General features: G+C 42.5%; 17 protein-coding genes. 1 reads left to right on the top strand and 16 read right to left on the bottom strand.

Annotated features, from left to right (window positions below; genetic code table 11):
- Nucleotides 1-54: 54 nt before the first annotated feature.
- From frc (RB151_RS22185) to fdnG, 7 genes are all read right to left on the bottom strand, one after another.
- Nucleotides 55-1,311, bottom strand: a complete 1,257-nt coding sequence (gene frc / locus RB151_RS22185; protein WP_042846764.1) for a formyl-CoA transferase — start codon at nt 1,309-1,311, stop codon at nt 55-57.
- A gap of 73 nt (nt 1,312-1,384) precedes the next feature.
- Nucleotides 1,385-2,329, bottom strand: coding sequence for a transporter YfdV (gene yfdV, locus RB151_RS22190; RefSeq protein ID WP_094301242.1), 945 nt, complete (start codon nt 2,327-2,329; stop codon nt 1,385-1,387).
- A 105-nt stretch (nt 2,330-2,434) separates the two neighbouring features.
- Nucleotides 2,435-4,138: an oxalyl-CoA decarboxylase gene (gene oxc, locus RB151_RS22195; RefSeq protein ID WP_042846766.1), complete on the bottom strand. Its 1,704-nt coding sequence runs from the start codon at nt 4,136-4,138 to the stop codon at nt 2,435-2,437.
- 54 nt (nt 4,139-4,192) lie between these two features.
- Entirely contained in the window at nt 4,193-5,443 is a 1,251-nt protein-coding gene (gene frc / locus RB151_RS22200) for a formyl-CoA transferase (RefSeq protein ID WP_071548800.1), read from the bottom strand.
- Between the two features lie 487 nt (nt 5,444-5,930).
- Complete coding sequence (gene fdoI / locus RB151_RS22205; RefSeq protein ID WP_042846768.1) at nt 5,931-6,578, bottom strand: formate dehydrogenase cytochrome b556 subunit; 648 nt, start codon at nt 6,576-6,578, stop codon at nt 5,931-5,933.
- Nucleotides 6,575-7,519, bottom strand: coding sequence for a formate dehydrogenase subunit beta (gene fdxH / locus RB151_RS22210; RefSeq protein ID WP_004906826.1), 945 nt, complete (start codon nt 7,517-7,519; stop codon nt 6,575-6,577). The genes fdoI and fdxH overlap by 4 nt, the downstream gene beginning before the upstream one ends.
- Nucleotides 7,520-7,530: 11 nt before the next feature.
- Nucleotides 7,531-10,578 carry a formate dehydrogenase-N subunit alpha gene (gene fdnG, locus RB151_RS22215; RefSeq protein WP_080750904.1) on the bottom strand — a complete coding sequence of 1,016 codons (3,048 nt, stop codon included), beginning with the start codon at nt 10,576-10,578 and terminating at the stop codon, nt 7,531-7,533.
- A 176-nt stretch (nt 10,579-10,754) separates the two neighbouring features.
- On the opposite strand from fdnG, the gene fdhD reads away from it, so the two are divergent.
- Nucleotides 10,755-11,585 (top strand): formate dehydrogenase accessory sulfurtransferase FdhD, encoded by an 831-nt coding sequence (gene fdhD / locus RB151_RS22225; RefSeq protein ID WP_042846771.1) that lies wholly within the window; start codon nt 10,755-10,757, stop codon nt 11,583-11,585.
- On the opposite strand, the gene RB151_RS22230 is transcribed toward fdhD, so the two are convergent.
- The 9 genes from RB151_RS22230 to RB151_RS24650 form a co-directional block, all read right to left on the bottom strand.
- On the bottom strand, nt 11,582-12,295 hold the full coding sequence (locus RB151_RS22230; protein WP_225833099.1) for a HipA domain-containing protein: 714 nt from the start codon (nt 12,293-12,295) through the stop codon (nt 11,582-11,584). The two genes, fdhD and RB151_RS22230, sit on opposite strands and share 4 nt — an antisense overlap.
- Before the next feature lie 39 nt (nt 12,296-12,334).
- Nucleotides 12,335-12,604, bottom strand: coding sequence for a helix-turn-helix domain-containing protein (locus tag RB151_RS22235; protein WP_071548801.1), 270 nt, complete (start codon nt 12,602-12,604; stop codon nt 12,335-12,337).
- 155 nt (nt 12,605-12,759) lie between these two features.
- Nucleotides 12,760-13,524 carry a hypothetical protein gene (locus tag RB151_RS22240; RefSeq protein WP_042846773.1) on the bottom strand — a complete coding sequence of 255 codons (765 nt, stop codon included), beginning with the start codon at nt 13,522-13,524 and terminating at the stop codon, nt 12,760-12,762.
- A gap of 130 nt (nt 13,525-13,654) precedes the next feature.
- Nucleotides 13,655-15,019 carry a tRNA uridine-5-carboxymethylaminomethyl(34) synthesis GTPase MnmE gene (mnmE, locus tag RB151_RS22245; RefSeq protein WP_042846829.1) on the bottom strand — a complete coding sequence of 455 codons (1,365 nt, stop codon included), beginning with the start codon at nt 15,017-15,019 and terminating at the stop codon, nt 13,655-13,657.
- Nucleotides 15,020-15,146: 127 nt separating this feature from the next.
- On the bottom strand, nt 15,147-16,796 hold the full coding sequence (gene yidC, locus RB151_RS22250) for a membrane protein insertase YidC (RefSeq protein ID WP_042846774.1): 1,650 nt from the start codon (nt 16,794-16,796) through the stop codon (nt 15,147-15,149).
- Between the two features lie 2 nt (nt 16,797-16,798).
- Nucleotides 16,799-17,059, bottom strand: coding sequence for a membrane protein insertion efficiency factor YidD (yidD, locus tag RB151_RS22255; RefSeq protein ID WP_071548802.1), 261 nt, complete (start codon nt 17,057-17,059; stop codon nt 16,799-16,801).
- Nucleotides 17,023-17,382 (bottom strand): ribonuclease P protein component, encoded by a 360-nt coding sequence (rnpA, locus tag RB151_RS22260; protein ID WP_071548803.1) that lies wholly within the window; start codon nt 17,380-17,382, stop codon nt 17,023-17,025. The genes yidD and rnpA overlap by 37 nt, the downstream gene beginning before the upstream one ends.
- A 21-nt stretch (nt 17,383-17,403) precedes the next feature.
- Nucleotides 17,404-17,547 (bottom strand): 50S ribosomal protein L34, encoded by a 144-nt coding sequence (rpmH, locus tag RB151_RS22265; protein ID WP_042846776.1) that lies wholly within the window; start codon nt 17,545-17,547, stop codon nt 17,404-17,406.
- 170 nt (nt 17,548-17,717) lie between these two features.
- Nucleotides 17,718-17,795, bottom strand: a complete 78-nt coding sequence (locus tag RB151_RS24650) for a hypothetical protein (RefSeq protein ID WP_367575689.1) — start codon at nt 17,793-17,795, stop codon at nt 17,718-17,720.
- Nucleotides 17,796-18,307 lie beyond the last annotated feature (512 nt).

The following is an 18,307-nucleotide window of genomic DNA, read 5'->3' on the forward strand; positions in this document are numbered from 1 at the left end:
ATATTGACTATCTATTTAAGCTCACCAATTATTAGGTGTTTAAAGTATTATTAATTAAATAACACTTTTATTTTTCATCTCAATAATTTGTTCATCGCTATAACCAAGCTCTTTCAATATTTCGTGATTATGTTCTCCCAGTAATGGAGCACTCTTAATTTCTGGAATAAAACTAGAAAACTTCACTGGGCACCCTACCGTTAAATAAGAACCCCGTATGGGTTGCTTAACTTCAACAATAGAACCACTACCACGCAAAGATTTATCTTCCATAATCTCTTTCATACTCAGCACTGCGGAACAAGGCACGCCAAACTTATCGAAATAATCGGTTATTTCATGTTTATCTTTGTCTTTCGCAATATCTTCAATCGCATCCCATACATCCTGAATATGGCTTACCCGAGCTTCGGTCGTTGCGAAATTAGGGTCGGTTTTCCATTCCGGTCGACCAATCGCATCACAGGTGTTTTCCCAGTTATGATCCTGATTAATAAAGTAAATATAAGCATTAGGATCAGTATCACTGCCCTTACATTTAAGCATGGTGCCGGGCTGACCTCCCCCGCTGGAATTTCCGCCTCGGGGAACCGCATCACCAAACTTTCCATTTGGATATTGCGGATACTCTTCTAAATAACCTATTTTTTCTAAGCGCTGTTGGTCGCGTAATTTTACACGGCATAAATTCAGCACAGCATCTTGCATTGACATCGTCACGCGTTGACCTTTACCGGTTTTTTCGCGGTGTAACAATGCGGTTAACAAGCCAATCAGTAAATGCATTCCCGTATTACTGTCCCCAAGGGCTGCTGCACTTACAACAGGGGGGCCATCAGGGAACCCTGTTGTTGAGGCTGCACCTCCTGCTGATTGGGCAACATTTTCGTACGCTTTCACATCTGCGTAAGGCGAGTTTTGATTAAACCCTTTGATGGAACCAAAAATTAAACGAGGATTTAATTGTTGAATGTACTCCCATGTGAATCCCATATGGTCAATCGCCCCCGGATGGAAATTTTCAACTAACACGTCCGCTTGGCGTATCAGCTTTTCCATGACTTCTTTACCCTCTGGGGTTTTAGTATCCAGCTCTAAAGAACGCTTATTACTATTAAGCATGGTAAAATATAATGCATCCACATCAGGAATATCACGCAATTGATGACGAGTTACATCTCCAACTCTTGGTCGTTCTATCTTTATCACATCAGCCCCAAACCACGCTAACATTTGGGTACAAGATGGCCCAGACTGAACCCCTGTAAAATCTAGAACACGTATTCCATCTAAAGGCTTTGTAGCTGTCATCATTTACCTCTTTTTGCCGAAAGACCATGATGCCAATCCCACCATGGTCGAGACTTTTATCAAACGGACATTTCTAAGCGACGACTCGAGCGATATAGATCCACACGGGTGCTGCAATAATAAAACCAAGTACACTTACCGCCAGTGATGCGGTTCCAGTACGGGTATAAATATTAAAGCGACTTGCAATAATAATCCCTGAGAACGCAGGTGGTAATGCCCCCGCTAATACCATCATTTGCAATTGCTCAGATTCCATATTAAACGTCATTCCCGCAAGTAACATTAAGCCTGGCATTAACACGAGTTTTAATAATGTGTTGTAAACAATTTCACCATCAAACTCGAATTTATTCGCTGCTAATGTCAAGCCTGCGGCAAATACCGCTACACCTGAATTCGCTTTAGCAATTAATTCAAAAGTCGGGTCTAAAATAGGGGGGATTTTAATACCAATAAGAACCAATACCGTTGCTAATACCGGGGCCCATACCACTGGCTCTTTGAAAGCAGAGACCAAAGCGTCCATTCCTCCTCCCCCTTTCTTACCTTCTGCATCAGATGGGTTAAGTAAAAATAGACCAATAGGAATAGTAATGGCATTAACAATAATTGAGATAATTGCCACAACGAGACCTGTAGAAACGGTCGCGCCATAAATAGGGTCGAGTATTGCAAACCCAAGAAAACCGATGGTCGGAGAACCTGCAATCAATGCACATACCGCCGCTTCACCACGACTATGTTTAAAAATATATTTACAACTAAAGAAAGAGAAAAAGAAACAAATTAATAAAGTTACAAACGAAATAATGGTCAGTTTAGTGTCAGCAAATATCATTTCACGATTAGCGCGTGCAATTGAAACAAATAATGCCGCAGGTAATGCATAATTTAAAACTAATTTATTGAATGCCTTTGCTTGGTCTTCCGTAAATACATTACGCTTACCACTCGCATAACCAAGGACCATAATAATAATGATAGGCAATAGGTCACTCATAAAAATCTTCAACATAAAGTCAGCCATAAGACCCACCTATTTTTTGACGATAAAGTACCTTACGCCACTTATATCAAGTAAGTGGCGCTATGAAATTTCAACTTTTAAATTGATGTTGGGTTAATTTTTTACTACTGATTTAGGATTCAAGCTGCCTATATGACCACTTTCAGTCCCCACATCAGGGTCTATCACCACATTAATTAACGTTGGGTTACCTGATGTTAACCCTGCTTTCAATGCCTGTTGTATTTCTGCTGGTGTCGTTGCGTTATAGCCGATACCACCAAAAGCCTCTATCATCTTGTCGTAACGGGCAGTTCCCATTAATACCGTTGGAGAAGGGTCGCTATCACCATGCAAATTCACACCATCGCCACGGTATATTCCGCCATTATTAAAAATTAGAATGGTCACTGGCAGTTTATAACGGCAAATAGTTTCTATCTCCATACCACTAAAACCGAATGCACTGTCACCTTCAATAGCCACCACGGGTTTACCACTGGTTACTGCCGCACCAACAGCGTAACCCATCCCCACCCCCATAACACCCCATGTTCCACAATCTAAGCGCTTACGTGGTTGGTACATATCAATAATATTTCGTCCATTATCAAGCGTGTTAGCGCCTTCATTAACGACATAAACATCTTGGTGATCGACCAGCACATCACGGATTGCACGTAATGCATTGAAATAGTTCATCGGAGAAGTGTCAGTATTTAACTTAGCAGCCATTTTCTCGACATTGATTTTCTTATGCTCATCAATACTGGCAATCCATTCTGTTGGGGATTTAACAGGGATTGATTTAAGACCAGCCAGTAAAGACTCAATACTTGAGTAAATATCACCAACAACAGGTGCGGTTATTGGGCGGTTACTATCAATCTCAGATGGCTCAATATCCAATTGAATAAATTGAGTGTCTGGCGACCAATGCTTACCTTTTCCATGATCAAGCAACCAATTAAGGCGTGCGCCCATTAACACCACAACATCCGCACTGGATAAGGCATATGAGCGAGCTGATGCCGCTGACAGGGGGTGGGTATCCGGTAGCAAACCTTTTGCCATTGACATCGGTAAATAAGGAATACCCGTCGTTTCAATAAATTGACGAATATTGTCATCCGCTTGTGCATATGCGGCGCCTTTACCCAAAATAATTAATGGCCGCTTAGCTGATGCAAGTAACTTAAGCGCTTTATTCACTGAATCAGGTGATGGAATTTGTCTTGGTGCAGGGTCTTCTACCTTAAAAATCGTTTTGTCTGCTTCGTCTTTATCCATCACCGCCGCTAACACCTCAGTGGTAAGGTCAAGATATACACCGCCAGGGCGACCCGATACCGAAGCTCGTATGGCTCTTGCTAAAGCAATCCCTAAATCTTCTGGTTTATTAACTCGGTAGGAAGCTTTGACAAATGGCTTTGCAGTATTCATCTGGTCCAGCTCTTCATAGTCCCCTTGTTGCAGGTCTATGATCGCCCTATCGCTTGAGCCACTTATTTGGATCATCGGAAAGCCATTGGTTGTCGCATTGGCTAGTGCCACCATACCATTTAAAAAGCCCGGTGCAGAAACCGTCAAACAAATACCGGGTTTTTGGGTAATAAAACCACTAATGGCAGCCGCATTACCCGCAGACTGTTCATGGCGAAAGCCAATATAACGTATTCCCTCGGCTTGAGCATGCCTCGCCATATCCGTAACAGGGATACCAACAACGCCATAGATTGTGTCAATGCCATTCTTTTTTAGTGCATCAACAATAATATGCATACCATCCGTTAAATTTTGATTTTGGTCAGCAGACATGTCCACCTCATCGATAGCAGAATGATGGGGAAGGTATTCTCCCCCAATTACAATTTAGATAGCTTTATTGGTTCGCATAGATGCAATTTCATCTGCACTGTAACCTAGCTCAGTCAGTACTTCTTCTGTGTGCTCACCCAACAATGGGGCACTCTTTATATCTGGTGTGAACGAAGAGAATTTCATTGGGCAGCCTACAGTTAAGTAAGTGCCTCTTTTAGGTTGTTCTACTTCAACAACGCTTCCGCTATCACGAAGTGATTGGTCTCTGGCAATTTCACGCATGCTCAGTACTGGCGCACATGGCACCCCATACTTACTGAGGTATTCAACGGCTTCATGTTTGTCTTTATCTGCCAAGAACTTTTCGATTTCAGCAAAGATATCAAAGATATGTGGCTGTCGAGCTTGTGGGGTACTATAAGCTGGGTCACTCGCCCATTCCGGCTTACCAATGGCAATGCAAGTCTGTTCCCAATCTTGTTCCTGAATAGTGAAATAGATATAAGCATTCGGGTCTGTTTCCCAGCCTTTACATTTCAAGATCCAACCGGGCTGCACACCGCCTCCCGCATTTCCGCCACGGGGAACAGCATCACCAAATTTACCATTTGGATACTGAGGGTATTCTTCTAAATAGCCGATTTTTTCTAAACGCTGCTGATCGCGTAGTTTTACACGACATAAGTTGAGTACAGCATCTTGCATCGACATCGTCACGCGTTGCCCTTTACCCGTTTTCTCTCGATGTAACAGTGCTGCCAATAAGCCGATTAATAAATGCATCCCTGTATTACTGTCACCTAATGCAGCGGCGCTGACAAGTGGAGGACCATCCCAAAAACCGGTAGTTGATGCAGCTCCACCAGCGGCTTGAGCCACATTTTCATAAGCTTTAACATTGGCATAAGGTGAGTTTTCATCGAAACCTTTAATGGAGCCGAAAATCAGACGAGGATTTAATTCTTGAATATGTTCCCAAGTAAAACCCATATGGTCGATGGCACCTGGATGGAAGTTTTCAACAAGGACATCGGCTTGTTTGATCAGCCGCTCCATAACTTCTTTCCCTTCTGGCGTTTTGGTATTTAATTCAACGGAACGTTTATTACTATTGAGCATGGTAAAATAAAGCGCATCAACATCGGGAATATCTCTAAGTTGATTACGAGTTACATCACCAACGCCGGGGCGTTCAATTTTTATCACATCAGCCCCAAACCACGCTAACATTTGGGTACAAGATGGCCCTGACTGTACACCGGTGAAATCGAGTACTTTGATACCTTGTAAAGGAAGATCCATGCATTACCTCTTTATTTAGCTATCGTAAATGGAATGAATGATATTTATTTCACTGTATTAAAATAATATATTTAAATATGAGGGTTTTTATTTTGTTGAGGTAATATATTCCGCAACCGTTAACTATTTGTATTAAATATTATGGTATAAGTCCAGTGATTCGCCGCTTTAATTATTTTTTAATATCAATAGGCTAAAATAATATTAAATATAGTAATTAATTTCACTATTGCTCTATTATTGAATAATAAATCAACATCATCTAAATGTATTATTTAGTTACTCTAAATATGACCATCTTTATTAAATAAAGCATAAAATTAAGATAATAAATCTAATATCGACATTCTAATATTGATAAATTAAAATATATTTTTAATAAATAATTAAACACAGTTAAAATAAAACCCATCTGAATATGATAATTAAATAATATAAAAAAACCCACAAATATAATTTGTGGGTTTTAAAAATACTATCAAGATACTTAGTTTTTCTCTTGCTGCTGCTTTTCTTTTTCGATGATTTCACGGTACCAGCGTGGGTGATGCTTTCTTGCCCAACCACGAGTTACCCAACCTTCAACCATCGCACGTACAGAGCCTTTCACCCAAATTGCAGCGTATGCATGCACCACTATCATGATGATCAATGCGATAGCTGAAAGTGAGTGCACTAAGATAGCCGCACGATAAACAGGAATAGGGAAATAATCCGCAAAATAAGGGCGCCACATAATCACACCTGTGATAACCAATGCTAGTAAGCAAATGGTGACTACCCAATATACCCCTTTTTGACCGAGGTTATATTGCCCTACATCGCCTGCCTCTTCGTTTTTCAGTACCTTACCAATATTCTTAGCCCACTTAATATCTTCTTTATTAATGAAGTTATGGTGGAAATAACGGAAGAACATAAACACGAACAGCAAGAACATCGCTGTGCCCACGAATGGATGTAAAATTCGAGACAGTTGTGGCGTACCTAAAATGTTCATAAACCAGTTTAATGATGGGAAAAAGAACCCTAGACCACTGATCGCGGTGAACAAAAAGCAAATCACAACCGCCCAGTGATTGATCCTTTCAATCGGCTTATGGCGGATAATTTTATCGTTATCATCTGGCATCATTTCTGATCCTCCCCTTCTTTTGATTTCGAAGTGTCAGATGACATTGCATTATGCAAATCTTCTAAAGCCTCTTCTTCATCTTTTTTGGAGACGCGGTTCGGACCAATACCCACATAGTGGAAGATGGCCGCCGCAAATGTTGCAGCAAAACCAACCGCTGCCAACGGCTTCCAGATACCTTTCCAGAAAGTGACGGTTGGGCTGATTGTCGGGTTTTCCGGCAGCCCGTGGTACAACTGAGGTTTATCTGCGTGGTGTAAGACGTACATAACATGCGTACCGCCAACACCTTCAGGGTCATATAAACCTGCATTTGCATAACCACGTGTTTTCAGCTCTTCAACACGCTCACCTGCCATGTTAATCATGTCTTCTTTGCTACCGAAATGAATAGCCCCTGTCGGACAAGTTTTCACACACGCAGGCTCTTGACCGACTTCAACTCGGTCAACACACAACGTACATTTGTATGCACGGTTATCTTCTGGGTTGATACGTGGCACATCAAACGGGCAACCCGCAATACAGTAACCGCAACCAATACAATGTTCTGATTGGAAATCAACGATACCGTTTTTGTACTGAACAATAGCACCTTCTGAAGGACATGCCTTTAAGCACCCTGGGTCAGCACAGTGCATACAGCCATCTTTACGGATCAGCCATTCAAACTTATCGTTTTCTTCGACTTCAGAAAAACGCATTACTGTCCATGATTTAGCTGTTAAATCTGTTGGGTTATCATATACCCCAACGTTAGTCCCTATTTTGTCACGGATATCATTCCATTCGGAACATGCGACCTGACAAGCTTTGCAGCCGATACAGGTCGTAACGTCGATAAGCTTTGCAACCTCTTCCTTATAGTCCCGCACCTGAGGTGCGGGAGTCAGGGAATTGGTGGCAGAACGACGAATAATGTCCTGAGATTGCATTGACATAATTTATCTCCTTACACCTTTTCCACATTGACAAGGAATGATTTAAATTCCGGTGTCTGAGTATTCGCATCACCCACAAACGGCGTTAACGTATTAGCGATAAAGCCTTTCACTGCCAAACCTTCAAATCCCCAGTGAATTGGAATACCGATAGTATCGATATCTTTTCCAGCCACTTTCAGGGTATGAATACGTTTGGTAACGACTGCTTTCGCTTTGATGTAACCACGTTTAGAGCTAACTTTCACCGTATCGCCTTGCTTGATACCTTTTTCATTCGCTAAACGTTCACCAATCTCGATGAATTGTTGCGGCTGAATAATGGCATTTAACAGAGCATGTTTTGTCCAATAGTGGAAGTGTTCCGTTAAGCGATAAGTGGTTCCCACATAAGGGAATTCAGTCGCTTTACCCATTTGAGCCCAGTCATCTTTAAAGACACGAGCCGCAGGGTTAGACACCACATTTGGATGCAATGGGTTAGTATCAAGCGGGGTCTCGATAGGCTCGTAATGCTCTGGGAATGGGCCTTCCGCCATTTTATCCAGTGCGAATAAACGCCCCATACCTTCCGGTTGCATGATAAACGGACCAACACCACTACCCGGAGCAGCATTGCTATAGTCAGGAATATCCATTCCTGTCCATTTGCTGCCATCCCACTCGAGAATCTGACGTTTTGGGTCCCACGGTTTACCCATTGGGTCAGCTGATGCGCGGTTATAAATCACGCGACGGTTCAAAGGCCATGCCCATGCCCAACCTAATGTGTTACCCAGACCTGTTGGGTCAGAGTTATCACGGTTAGCCATCTGGTTACCTTTTGGTGTCCAGCTACCCGTAAAGATCCAGCAACCACTTGATGTCGTACCGTCATCACGTAATTGAGCAAAGGAGCTAAGTAATTCGCCTTTTTTAACAATCACGTTGCCATCTGCATCTTTCAAGTCAACTAAAGCATAGCCATTGTTTTCTTGAGCGACTTCTTCCGGAGTTGGATTATCACGGTCAAAGTAGTTCCAAGTCATACTCAGAACCTGCTCTGGCACAGCACCACCTTCGGCAGCATATAACTGACGCATGCGATGGAAAATCCCCGAAAGAATTTCACCATCACTAATGGCTTCGCCCGGAGCATCCGCACCTTTCCAGTGCCATTGTAACCAACGAGCTGAGTTAACAATCGAGCCATTTTCTTCAGCAAAACAACAAGAAGGTAGACGGAATACCGTAGTTTGGATTTCTTCCGGTTTCACATCGTTCATTTCGCCGTGGTTTTGCCAGAAATTGGATGTTTCCGTATTCAGCGGGTCAACGGTAATTAAATACTTCAACTTAGAAAGTGATTTAATGACTTTGTTTTTATTCGGGAATGAAGCAACCGGGTTAAAGCCTTGGCAGATATAACCGTTAACTTCCCCCTTATCCATCATTTCGAAATAACGCAACACATCGTAGCCTTGATCCCATTTCGGTAATAAATCAAAGCCCCAGTCATTTTCTTTCTGCGCTTTATCACCATAAAAAGTTTTCATCATACTGACGAAAAATTTCGGATAGTTGCTCCAATAGTTAACTTGGCCTGCAACCGTCGCTTTCGGTGTATTGGCAGTTAAATAACTGTCTAATGTCGTTTGTTTTTCGGATGGTAAGGTCAAATAACCCGGCAAGCTTTGAGATAGCAAGCCTAAGTCAGTTAACCCTTGGATATTGGAGTGCCCGCGCAGTGCGTTTACACCACCGCCTAGCATCCCCATATTACCCAGAAGTAACTGGATCATCGCCATAGTACGAATGTTTTGGGCACCAACAGTATGTTGTGTCCAACCTAATGCGTACAAGAACGAAGCGGTTTTATCTTTAGCACTCGTTTCTGCAAGGTATTCACAGACTTGCAAGAAGTCTTTAATTGGCGTACCACAGATGTTATTCACCACTTCAGGTGTATAACGGCTGACGTGCTCTTTTAATAGATTTAGCACACAACGTGGGTGTTTCAGAGTCGGATCGCGCAGCGCAAGGCCGTTTTCATCCATCTCATAGTTCCACGTGGTTTTGTCGTATTGACGTTTTTCTTCGTCATAACCTGTAAACAGGCCGTCATCAAAACCATAATCTTCACGAATAACTAAACTGGCGTTGGTATACGCTTCCACGTATTCACGCTGAATTTTTTCATTATCCAATAAGTATTTGATAACACCAGACAAGAACGCAATATCAGTACCTGAGCGAATAGGCGTGTAAAAATCCGCCACTGCCGCAGTACGGGTAAAGCGAGGGTCAATAACGATTAGTTTGGCTTTATTATGGATTTTAGCTTCCATCGCCCAGCGGAAACCGACTGGATGCGCTTCTGCCGCATTACCACCCATAACGACAACTAGGTTTGCATTTTTAATGTCAACCCAGTGGTTGGTCATCGCACCGCGACCAAATGTTGGAGCAAGACTTGCTACCGTTGGTCCGTGTCAGACACGCGCTTGGTTATCTACGGCAAGCATGCCGAGAGCGCGGGTAAATTTTTGGGTTACAAAGCCGCTTTCATTGCTTCCTGCGGATGCACATAGCATACCGGTGGTTAGCCAACGGTTAACAGTGACACCCTCTTTATTTTTTTCAATAAAGTTCGCATCGCGGTCTTCTTTCATTAACTTAGCGATACGATCAAAGGCTTCATTCCAAGTGATACGTTTCCACTCATTTGTCCCTGGCTCACGCACTTCAGGGTACTTAAGGCGGCTTTCACTGTGGATAAAATCGATAAGTCCAGCACCTTTAGGACAAAGTGCACCACGGTTTACCGGATGATCCGGGTCCCCTTCAATATGGAAAATGCTTTCTTTCGCATTTTTCGCGCCATCACCAAGGCTGTACATTAACAGCCCACAGCCGACAGAACAGTAGGTACAGGTATTTCTGGTTTCCTTCGCACGCAGTAATTTATACTGGCGCGTTGACGCTAACGCAGTGGCGGGTGCAAACCCTAATGCTGCTGCCGTCGTACCTGCCATACCGCCAGCGCAGATCTTAAAGAACTGCCTTCTGCTGACTTGCATGGGGATCTCCTCATTATACATTGCTCATGTTTACCTAACGCCAATCGCGATAATCAGGTAAACTGTTCTTATTCAACGTCTTCCCTATCGTATCCAGGTACATTGCCTGGCAAATGGTGTAAATTCTTTTTACCCATAATTAATATTATGTATCATTAATGCTAGGAATTCATCTAATGTATGAAACAAATACTACAAATGACTCCAAATTAACTAAAATGATTGGCTTAAATCACACAAGTGTGCAACAAAAAGGCAACCTTAACTCACCCGTTAATGATTATGTTGCAGAAGAATATCCTGTCGCTCTAGTGTTCAATGGCATATCACATGTTGTTATGATGGCAACGCCAAAAGATTTAGCGGATTTTGCCGTCGGATTTGCACTTTCAGAAGGGATAATACAGTCAGGTGATGAAATACGTGGAATTGATATCGTTGAAGGCTGTAACCGAGGAATTGAAGTACAGGTTGAATTATCTAGCCGCCGATTTATGGAGCTAAAAGAACGCCGCCGTAATTTAGCAGGGCGTACAGGCTGTGGTATTTGTGGTACCGAACAACTCGATGAAATTTTTAAACCCATCGCTCCCCTACCCTTTACACAAACATTTTCCTTGTCTTACTTAGATAACGCGCTACATGAATTGAAAAAGGTACAAGAAATAGGTGCCCTAACGGGCTGTACCCACGCCGCCGCATGGATATCACCAGAAGGTTTATTAGTGGGGGGATGCGAAGATGTCGGTCGCCATGTCGCACTTGATAAACTACTCGGAATGAAGCATCGTAACCAATGGCAACAAGGTGCTGTATTGGTTTCTAGCCGCGCAAGTTATGAAATGGTACAAAAAGCCGCCAGTTGCGGTGCAGAAATTTTATTTGCCGTTTCTGCTGCCACGGCACTCGCTATCGAAGTGGCGGAAAAAGCCAATTTAACCTTAGTCGGTTTTTGCCGTCAGGGGAAAGCCACCGTGTTTACCCATCCGAGTCGGGTAAAGGATTAATCCCAACCTTTTTTTAATCGTGCGGCTTTATGATGTAACCCTGATAAAATTGAGTCTGCAATGTGCTTAGGGAAATTGGTTGGAAGCTGTTCCCTAACCTTTGTAATAACACTTTCCATTTGCTCATCAAACTCAATTAAGATTTTTTCCATTTCAGTGCGGTCAAAACCAACCTCCTTGGCCGTTGCAAAAAAATGCCTTGGAAAAATTTGCTCTATATTGTATTTCATCTCCCTTGTTCCCTTCAGCCCCATAGCCAATTTGGCATCTCTAGGGTTAATTCCCCTCCCCCCATAACTAGGATACATGGACAAAATATCGTAAAAAGGTGTTAACTGATAACGGCCTTCAGGTTCAATAAATAATGAAAAATTTTTAGCATGGCCATCCGTCGCTGCAAGTAACCAAAACAAAACCTGGCTCTTCATAAACTGATATCTATCTTTCTCTGCATTTATTGAACCTAATAAGTAATTCATAATTTCAGAAATACCCGGTCCACCATGATTTTGATATTTTCTTGCCGGTGAAATATTCAATGTTTGACAAAAATCTTCTTGTGGTAAACGCATAATCCACGAGGAATCAGAAGAATATTTACGCTCAAAACGTTCAACCGCTAACGCCTTTATTTCACCTACATTTAAAATAAAACTATGGGGCACATCATTTAAACTGATGAGCCCCAGTACTTGAGCGAATAAAGTCACCTACCCAATAACCATTCATATATACATGCAAAATCGCCATCACCACTCCTCCTTCCATCTAGAGTTTGAATTTGAGTTTGAGTTTGATGAGCCACTTTCATTTCGCGGTTTAATATCGAGTTCTAAATTTAGGGCAGATAAAATCTTAAAGAAGGTTTCTAATTTGGTAGAGTCAGGAGAGAGTTCAAAACTGGAGACGGTATCTTGCCGAATACCCACTTTACTTGCGACTTTACTTTGAGATAATTTTTTCGTCTCTCTGACATCTTTCATGTAAGCACTAAGTTGTCGGGTATTGGTCACTTTCATTTTAACACCTACCTTGTTTGGCACTAATGATATTTACCTGCTACAACCGGTAAACATCATTTTACACGCTATAACAGGTAAAATATAAATAACACGCTATAGAGTGTAGAAATATATCGATAAGTATCATTCAAAGATAGACACAATACTGAGCCTTAAAGCGAGTGCAGCATCCACAAATTAGGCTCAATATATTCAACTTGTTGGCGCTGAATATCAACAGTAACTGGCACCAAAGCGTTGGGTACAATATATTGCCCTGATTGCGGGAAATACATACCTGTCCATGATTGCCAATCAGCAATTGAGCCTATAATGACCATTGAACGATGAACGGGCTGTAGTACCGTGGCACCCAACCGCCAATGCGTTCTGATCCACGGGTCAAAAGGCTCTCCGCGCTCATTTTGCCAGCCGCAATACGCCTCAAAATCCTGTAATGGATAACAATGTTTTAATGTTGGGCGAACAGGCACAATCACCGCTTTTGCCGCATATTCTTTTGCTGCGTGTTTTAATGCATTAATCAATAAAGCAGGGATTTGACACCCACGATATTGCGGGTCAACCGTCACAGAAAGTGCCGAAATATAAGGCTCTCCGCCTTGTTGATTTTCCATCGCGAAGTTAAAAATCGCATCCCAGCCCATTTCCGCTAATTTGCTAAAATCACCATAAGGCCATAAAAAAGGCACAGAGCGAATAATACCAATGACCCGCTCCTCTTCGTTCTCATTTACAGTGGCAATAAATTGAAAATAAGAATTGGGCTCTTCATCAAGCCTGTTCCAATATTCATCACATACCGATGATTGGCTCATAAACTGAGGCCATAACTTATCAAGAAATAACTCGCACTCTTCTATTAAGTCAGGGCGTTGAGCGTAACTTTGAGTGTTAACTTGCAATAACTTATCCATGCTTTTATCTGTTAGTTGGTTTAATCGACCATTTTAGAAAAATAAAAACACTAAATGCTTAATATTGGATTAAGACGACAAAAAAGAAAGGAAACCTACACAACGCCGTGTAGGTTAATACGATACCGTATTACTTCCCAATACAAAAACTTGAGAAAATACGGCCTAATAAATCATCAGAAGTAAACTCCCCCGTGATTTCGCTGAGTTCTAATTGGGCTAGACGCAACTCTTCAGCCAAAAGCTCACCGGAGCGGGCATTCACTAACTGGTCATAGCCCTGTTCTAGGTGAACTGCGGCCGCATTCAATGCTTGTAAATGGCGGCTACGTGCCAAGAAACCACCCTCTGTATTACTATTAAAGCCAACCGCTTCTTTTAGATGATCCCGCAATAAATCAATACCATTTTCTTCACGAGCAGATAAACGGATTAATGGGTAACGAGTGTTATCAATAAACTCAACCGGCTCCCCGGTCATGTCTGCTTTATTACGGATCACAGTTACGGGTAGCTCATCGGGTAGGCGTGCCATAAATTCGGGCCAAATCTCTTGTGGCTCAGTGGCATCAGTCGTGGTGCTATCCACCATAAACAGCACATGGTCAGCCTGTTCAATCTCCTTCCATGCACGCTCGATACCTATACGCTCAACTTCATCACTGGCTTCCCGTAGGCCTGCTGTATCAATGATATGTAATGGCATTCCATCAATATGTATATGTTCACGCAACACATCACGGGTTGTACCCGCTATATCCGTGACAATCGCTGCCTCTCGCCCTGCTAACGCATTCAGTAAGCTAGATTTACCGGCGTTTGGACGCCCAGCAATCACCACTTTCATCCCTTCTCGCAACAAACTACCTTGGCGAGCTTGGGAGCGAACCTGTTCTAAATCGGCAACCACTTCATTAAGCTTGGCTTCAATTTTACCATCAGATAGAAAATCAATTTCTTCATCGGGAAAATCAATCGCTGCTTCCACATAGATGCGCAAGTGAGTGAGTGCTTCCACTAATTGGTGAATATGGGAAGAAAAAGCCCCCTGTAAGGAGTTCATTGCAGAACGCGCCGCTTGCTCTGAACTCGCATCGATTAAATCGGCAATCGCCTCAGCTTGGGCTAAATCAAGCTTATCATTCAAAAATGCACGCTCAGAAAACTCACCCGGATTTGCTATACGAATACCATCAATAGTGAGTATTCTTCTTAGCAATAAATCAAGAATGACCGGACCACCGTGTCCTTGTAGTTCAAGGACATCTTCCCCTGTAAAGGAATTTGGCCCAGGGAAGTAAAGCGCAATACCTTGGTCAAGGACAGAACCTTCTACATCACGAAAAGGGAGATAATCCGCATAACGTGGCTTAGGGAGTTTACCCAACACGGTTTCAGCCACTAATGCAGCTTTTGGGCCAGATATACGTAAAATACCGACACCACCACGACCGGGAGGTGTTGCCTGTGCGACGATAGTATCGTTGATTTGCATGAGGTTTCTCTGTCTTTGACTTGAAAACTGTTTTTTGAAAATAATTAAGGCGACCATAATTGGTCGCCTTAATACTACTATAGAATCTCGCTTTGTGAAGCCATTCTCAGTTTACTGAGAAGCGAAATTATTTTTTCTCTTTTTTATCGCGACTGTGTAGACCACGTTTTTCCAGACCACGGTAAATCACTTGTTGCTGGATAATAGTGACTAAGTTACTCACGATATAATACAGAACCAGACCTGATGGGAACCACAGGAAGAAAATAGTAAACACGACAGGCATGTACGTCATGATCTTCTGCTGCATTGGGTCAGTCACAGCGGTCGGTGACATTTTCTGGATAACAAACATCGTCACACCCATCAATACTGGCAGGATGTAATACGGGTCTTGCGCAGACAAGTCTTGGATCCAACCAAAGAATGGGGCGTGACGCAGTTCAACAGAACCCATCAACATATAATAAAGTGCAAGGAATATTGGCATTTGGATCAGCAGAGGTAAACATCCACCCAGTGGGTTTACTTTTTCTGCTTTATACATCGCCATCATTTCTTGGCTCATACGCTGTTTGTCATCACCAATACGCTCACGCATCGCAGCCAATTTTGGTTGCAGTAAACGCATTTTCGCCATTGAGGTATATTGCGCTTTAGTCAGTGGGTACATAATACCACGGACGATAAAGGTAATAACAATGATGGCAATACCCCAGTTACCCACGAAACCGTGAATAAATTTCAACAGTTTGAACAGAGGCTGAGAGATAAACCATAACCAACCGTAATCTACGGTCAAATCTAAATGAGGAGCAACTGCCGCCATTTCAGATTGAATTTCTGGACCAACCCATAACGTTGATGAATAAGTACCTGCACCATTTGCAGCAATGGTCATTGGTTCACTCTTATAACCAATAATGGCAGATTTTTTATCAAGGTCGATGGTATAGAAGGTGCTCTTTTCAGAACTTGCAGGGATCCATGCGGTTGCAAAATATTGTTGCAACATCGCGACCCAGCCACCTTTAGTGGTCAAATCAAGGCTTTTATCTTCGATGTCACCAAAGCTATATTTTTTATAGTTGTTTTCATCTGAAGAGTAAGCTGCACCACGGTAAGTATGCAAAGCAAAATTACTGCTACCTGTATCACGCTCTTTTGGTAACTCGATAGTTTGTTTCAACTGACCGAAGAAAGCGAGACTTAAAGGTTGAGCTGTCGGGTTTTGAATACTGTATTCAACTTCAACAGTGTATTGGCCACGTTTCACAATATACGTTTTCTGATAAACAACACCGTTGCTATCTGTAAATGTCATTGGAACACGTAACACATCCTGACCGTTCTCTAAAACGAAAGTTGCAGAGTCTGTAGAGTAAAGTGGACGTTCGCCATTATTATTTGCGGGGTTGTCTGGGCCATGAAGGCCAATCAAACCACTTTGTGCCTGGTAGACAAAGCCTGGGTTAGTTTCCAGTAAACGGAAAGGGTCTTCCGAATGAAGGGTCGCAGGATAGGCTAACAGGTCAGCCTCATCGATATCACCACCACGAGTATTGATACGAATATCCAATACATCTGTTTTGACTGTGATGAGCTTACCTTGCCCGCTGCCAGTTACGGCTTGAGCATCACTGCTTGGCATATCCGCTTGTTGCGTAGTTTGAACAGTTTTAACTTCCTGAGCAACTTTATCGCTCTCCCAGGCCTGCCAAACTAAGAACGACACGAACAACAAAGCGATGAGTAGAAGATTGCGTTGCGAATCCATCGTTATAATTCTCTATTATCATCAGTTTTTCTAGGTGGGACAGGATCATCTCCACCAGCGTGTAAAGGGTGGCATTTTAATATGCGTTTCGCCGTTAACCAACTCCCTTTTAGCATACCAAACCTGCGCAATGCCTCAATTCCGTAATTTGAACATGTGGGATTGAAGCGACAACGAGGCCCTAACAACGGGCTAATCACCAGTTGGTAGCCTCTGATCAGCATGATCAGGAATTTTGAGCCAAGCGACAGTGACGACGCCATAACTTATCCAACGATTCCGTAATCTGTTGATTGTCGAGATTAGCGACCCCTTTCCTTACCAATACCACAAAATCCATTGAAGGCAACTCATGTTGATGCAAACGAAAGTATTCACGGGCTAACCGTTTGATACGATTTCGCTCATGAGCTCGTTTAACATTTTTTTTGGCGATGGTAAGACCGATGCGGGGATGCCCCAGCTCGTTTAGGCGACCAAGGATAGTTATCTCTGGGGAACTCGCCCTCTGCGGCTGCTTAAAGACATTATCGAAATGCCTGGGAGTTAACAAACGTAACTCCCGGGTAAAAGCGAGCGTAACCACTGGAATAGAGGGCTAGCTTTATTACTTAGATGAAACGGTCAGACTAGAGCGGCCTTTCGCACGACGGCGAGCCAGAACTTGACGACCATTTTTTGTAGCCATACGAGCACGGAAACCGTGTGAACGGTTGCGCTTCAGTACGGACGGTTGAAAAGTGCGTTTCATAACGATTTCTACCTAACTTTAAAATTTATTACTGATTCAGTAAACGCGTTGGCAACCAGTGAAAACTGATTTACACCTGTGCCTCTATCGCAACAATATAGAAAGAGGCAGGATTGTAATAAAACATAGGGGGTCACGTCAATGAAATGACGCAATCAAACCACTTTTATTTATAGCCTGGCTGACAGGTTTGCCGACATATGTTGTGACAGCCAACTGATTATTTTACTTTCATACTGGCTGACCACCTGCTTTTAACCCCTCTCTCTTTAACGTCAGCGTTAAAATAGAGTAGCGGTACCCAGCAAGTTTACCTCAGTTTTGTGTAAAAATCACATCAGTACTGTACACAGGGAGGAAGATTATACGGACTCCGCCCCAAAGCGCAAGGATCTTGAAGTGATCTGAAAATATTTTTTGATCAAGCAGAATATTTTCGAGAAATCGTCTAAAGTTATCCCCAGCCATGTGGAAAAATAGCGGGTAATGACGATCATCCTGTCTGTTTCTTTATCATAAGAGATGCCTTATCACATTTACCTGTGGATAAAAAGCATAAAAACTGTGTAAAAGAATGAAGATCTCTGGCTAATTTTGCGGTATGATCTCGGGTCTATTTCTGATCCACTGATCAGCAATATGCGGTAAGTAAAAATTAATCTAAAACCTCTTTGGGCCATTAATAAAAAGTAATCCTGAGAAAATTCTTTGTTTGAATCCGTAATTCTTGTTCCATTGACCTTGTTTAGGGGAGTCCAAC

The organism is Providencia rettgeri (assembly GCF_001874625.1).
In the GTDB taxonomy this organism is placed as follows: Bacteria; Pseudomonadota; Gammaproteobacteria; order Enterobacterales; family Enterobacteriaceae; genus Providencia; species Providencia huashanensis.

Coding starts and splice junctions, on each gene's coding strand:
- frc (WP_042846764.1), bottom strand. CDS start 1,311: ATGACAGCTACAAAGCCTTTAGATGGAATACGTGTTCTAGATTTTACA.
- yfdV (WP_094301242.1), bottom strand. CDS start 2,329: ATGTTGAAGATTTTTATGAGTGACCTATTGCCTATCATTATTATTATG.
- oxc (WP_042846766.1), bottom strand. CDS start 4,138: ATGTCTGCTGACCAAAATCAAAATTTAACGGATGGTATGCATATTATT.
- frc (WP_071548800.1), bottom strand. CDS start 5,443: ATGGATCTTCCTTTACAAGGTATCAAAGTACTCGATTTCACCGGTGTA.
- fdoI (WP_042846768.1), bottom strand. CDS start 6,578: ATGATGCCAGATGATAACGATAAAATTATCCGCCATAAGCCGATTGAA.
- fdxH (WP_004906826.1), bottom strand. CDS start 7,519: ATGTCAATGCAATCTCAGGACATTATTCGTCGTTCTGCCACCAATTCC.
- fdhD (WP_042846771.1), top strand. CDS start 10,755: ATGTATGAAACAAATACTACAAATGACTCCAAATTAACTAAAATGATT.
- RB151_RS22235 (WP_071548801.1), bottom strand. CDS start 12,604: ATGAAAGTGACCAATACCCGACAACTTAGTGCTTACATGAAAGATGTC.
- RB151_RS22240 (WP_042846773.1), bottom strand. CDS start 13,524: ATGGATAAGTTATTGCAAGTTAACACTCAAAGTTACGCTCAACGCCCT.
- mnmE (WP_042846829.1), bottom strand. CDS start 15,019: ATGCAAATCAACGATACTATCGTCGCACAGGCAACACCTCCCGGTCGT.
- yidC (WP_042846774.1), bottom strand. CDS start 16,796: ATGGATTCGCAACGCAATCTTCTACTCATCGCTTTGTTGTTCGTGTCG.
- yidD (WP_071548802.1), bottom strand. CDS start 17,059: ATGGCGTCGTCACTGTCGCTTGGCTCAAAATTCCTGATCATGCTGATC.
- rpmH (WP_042846776.1), bottom strand. CDS start 17,547: ATGAAACGCACTTTTCAACCGTCCGTACTGAAGCGCAACCGTTCACAC.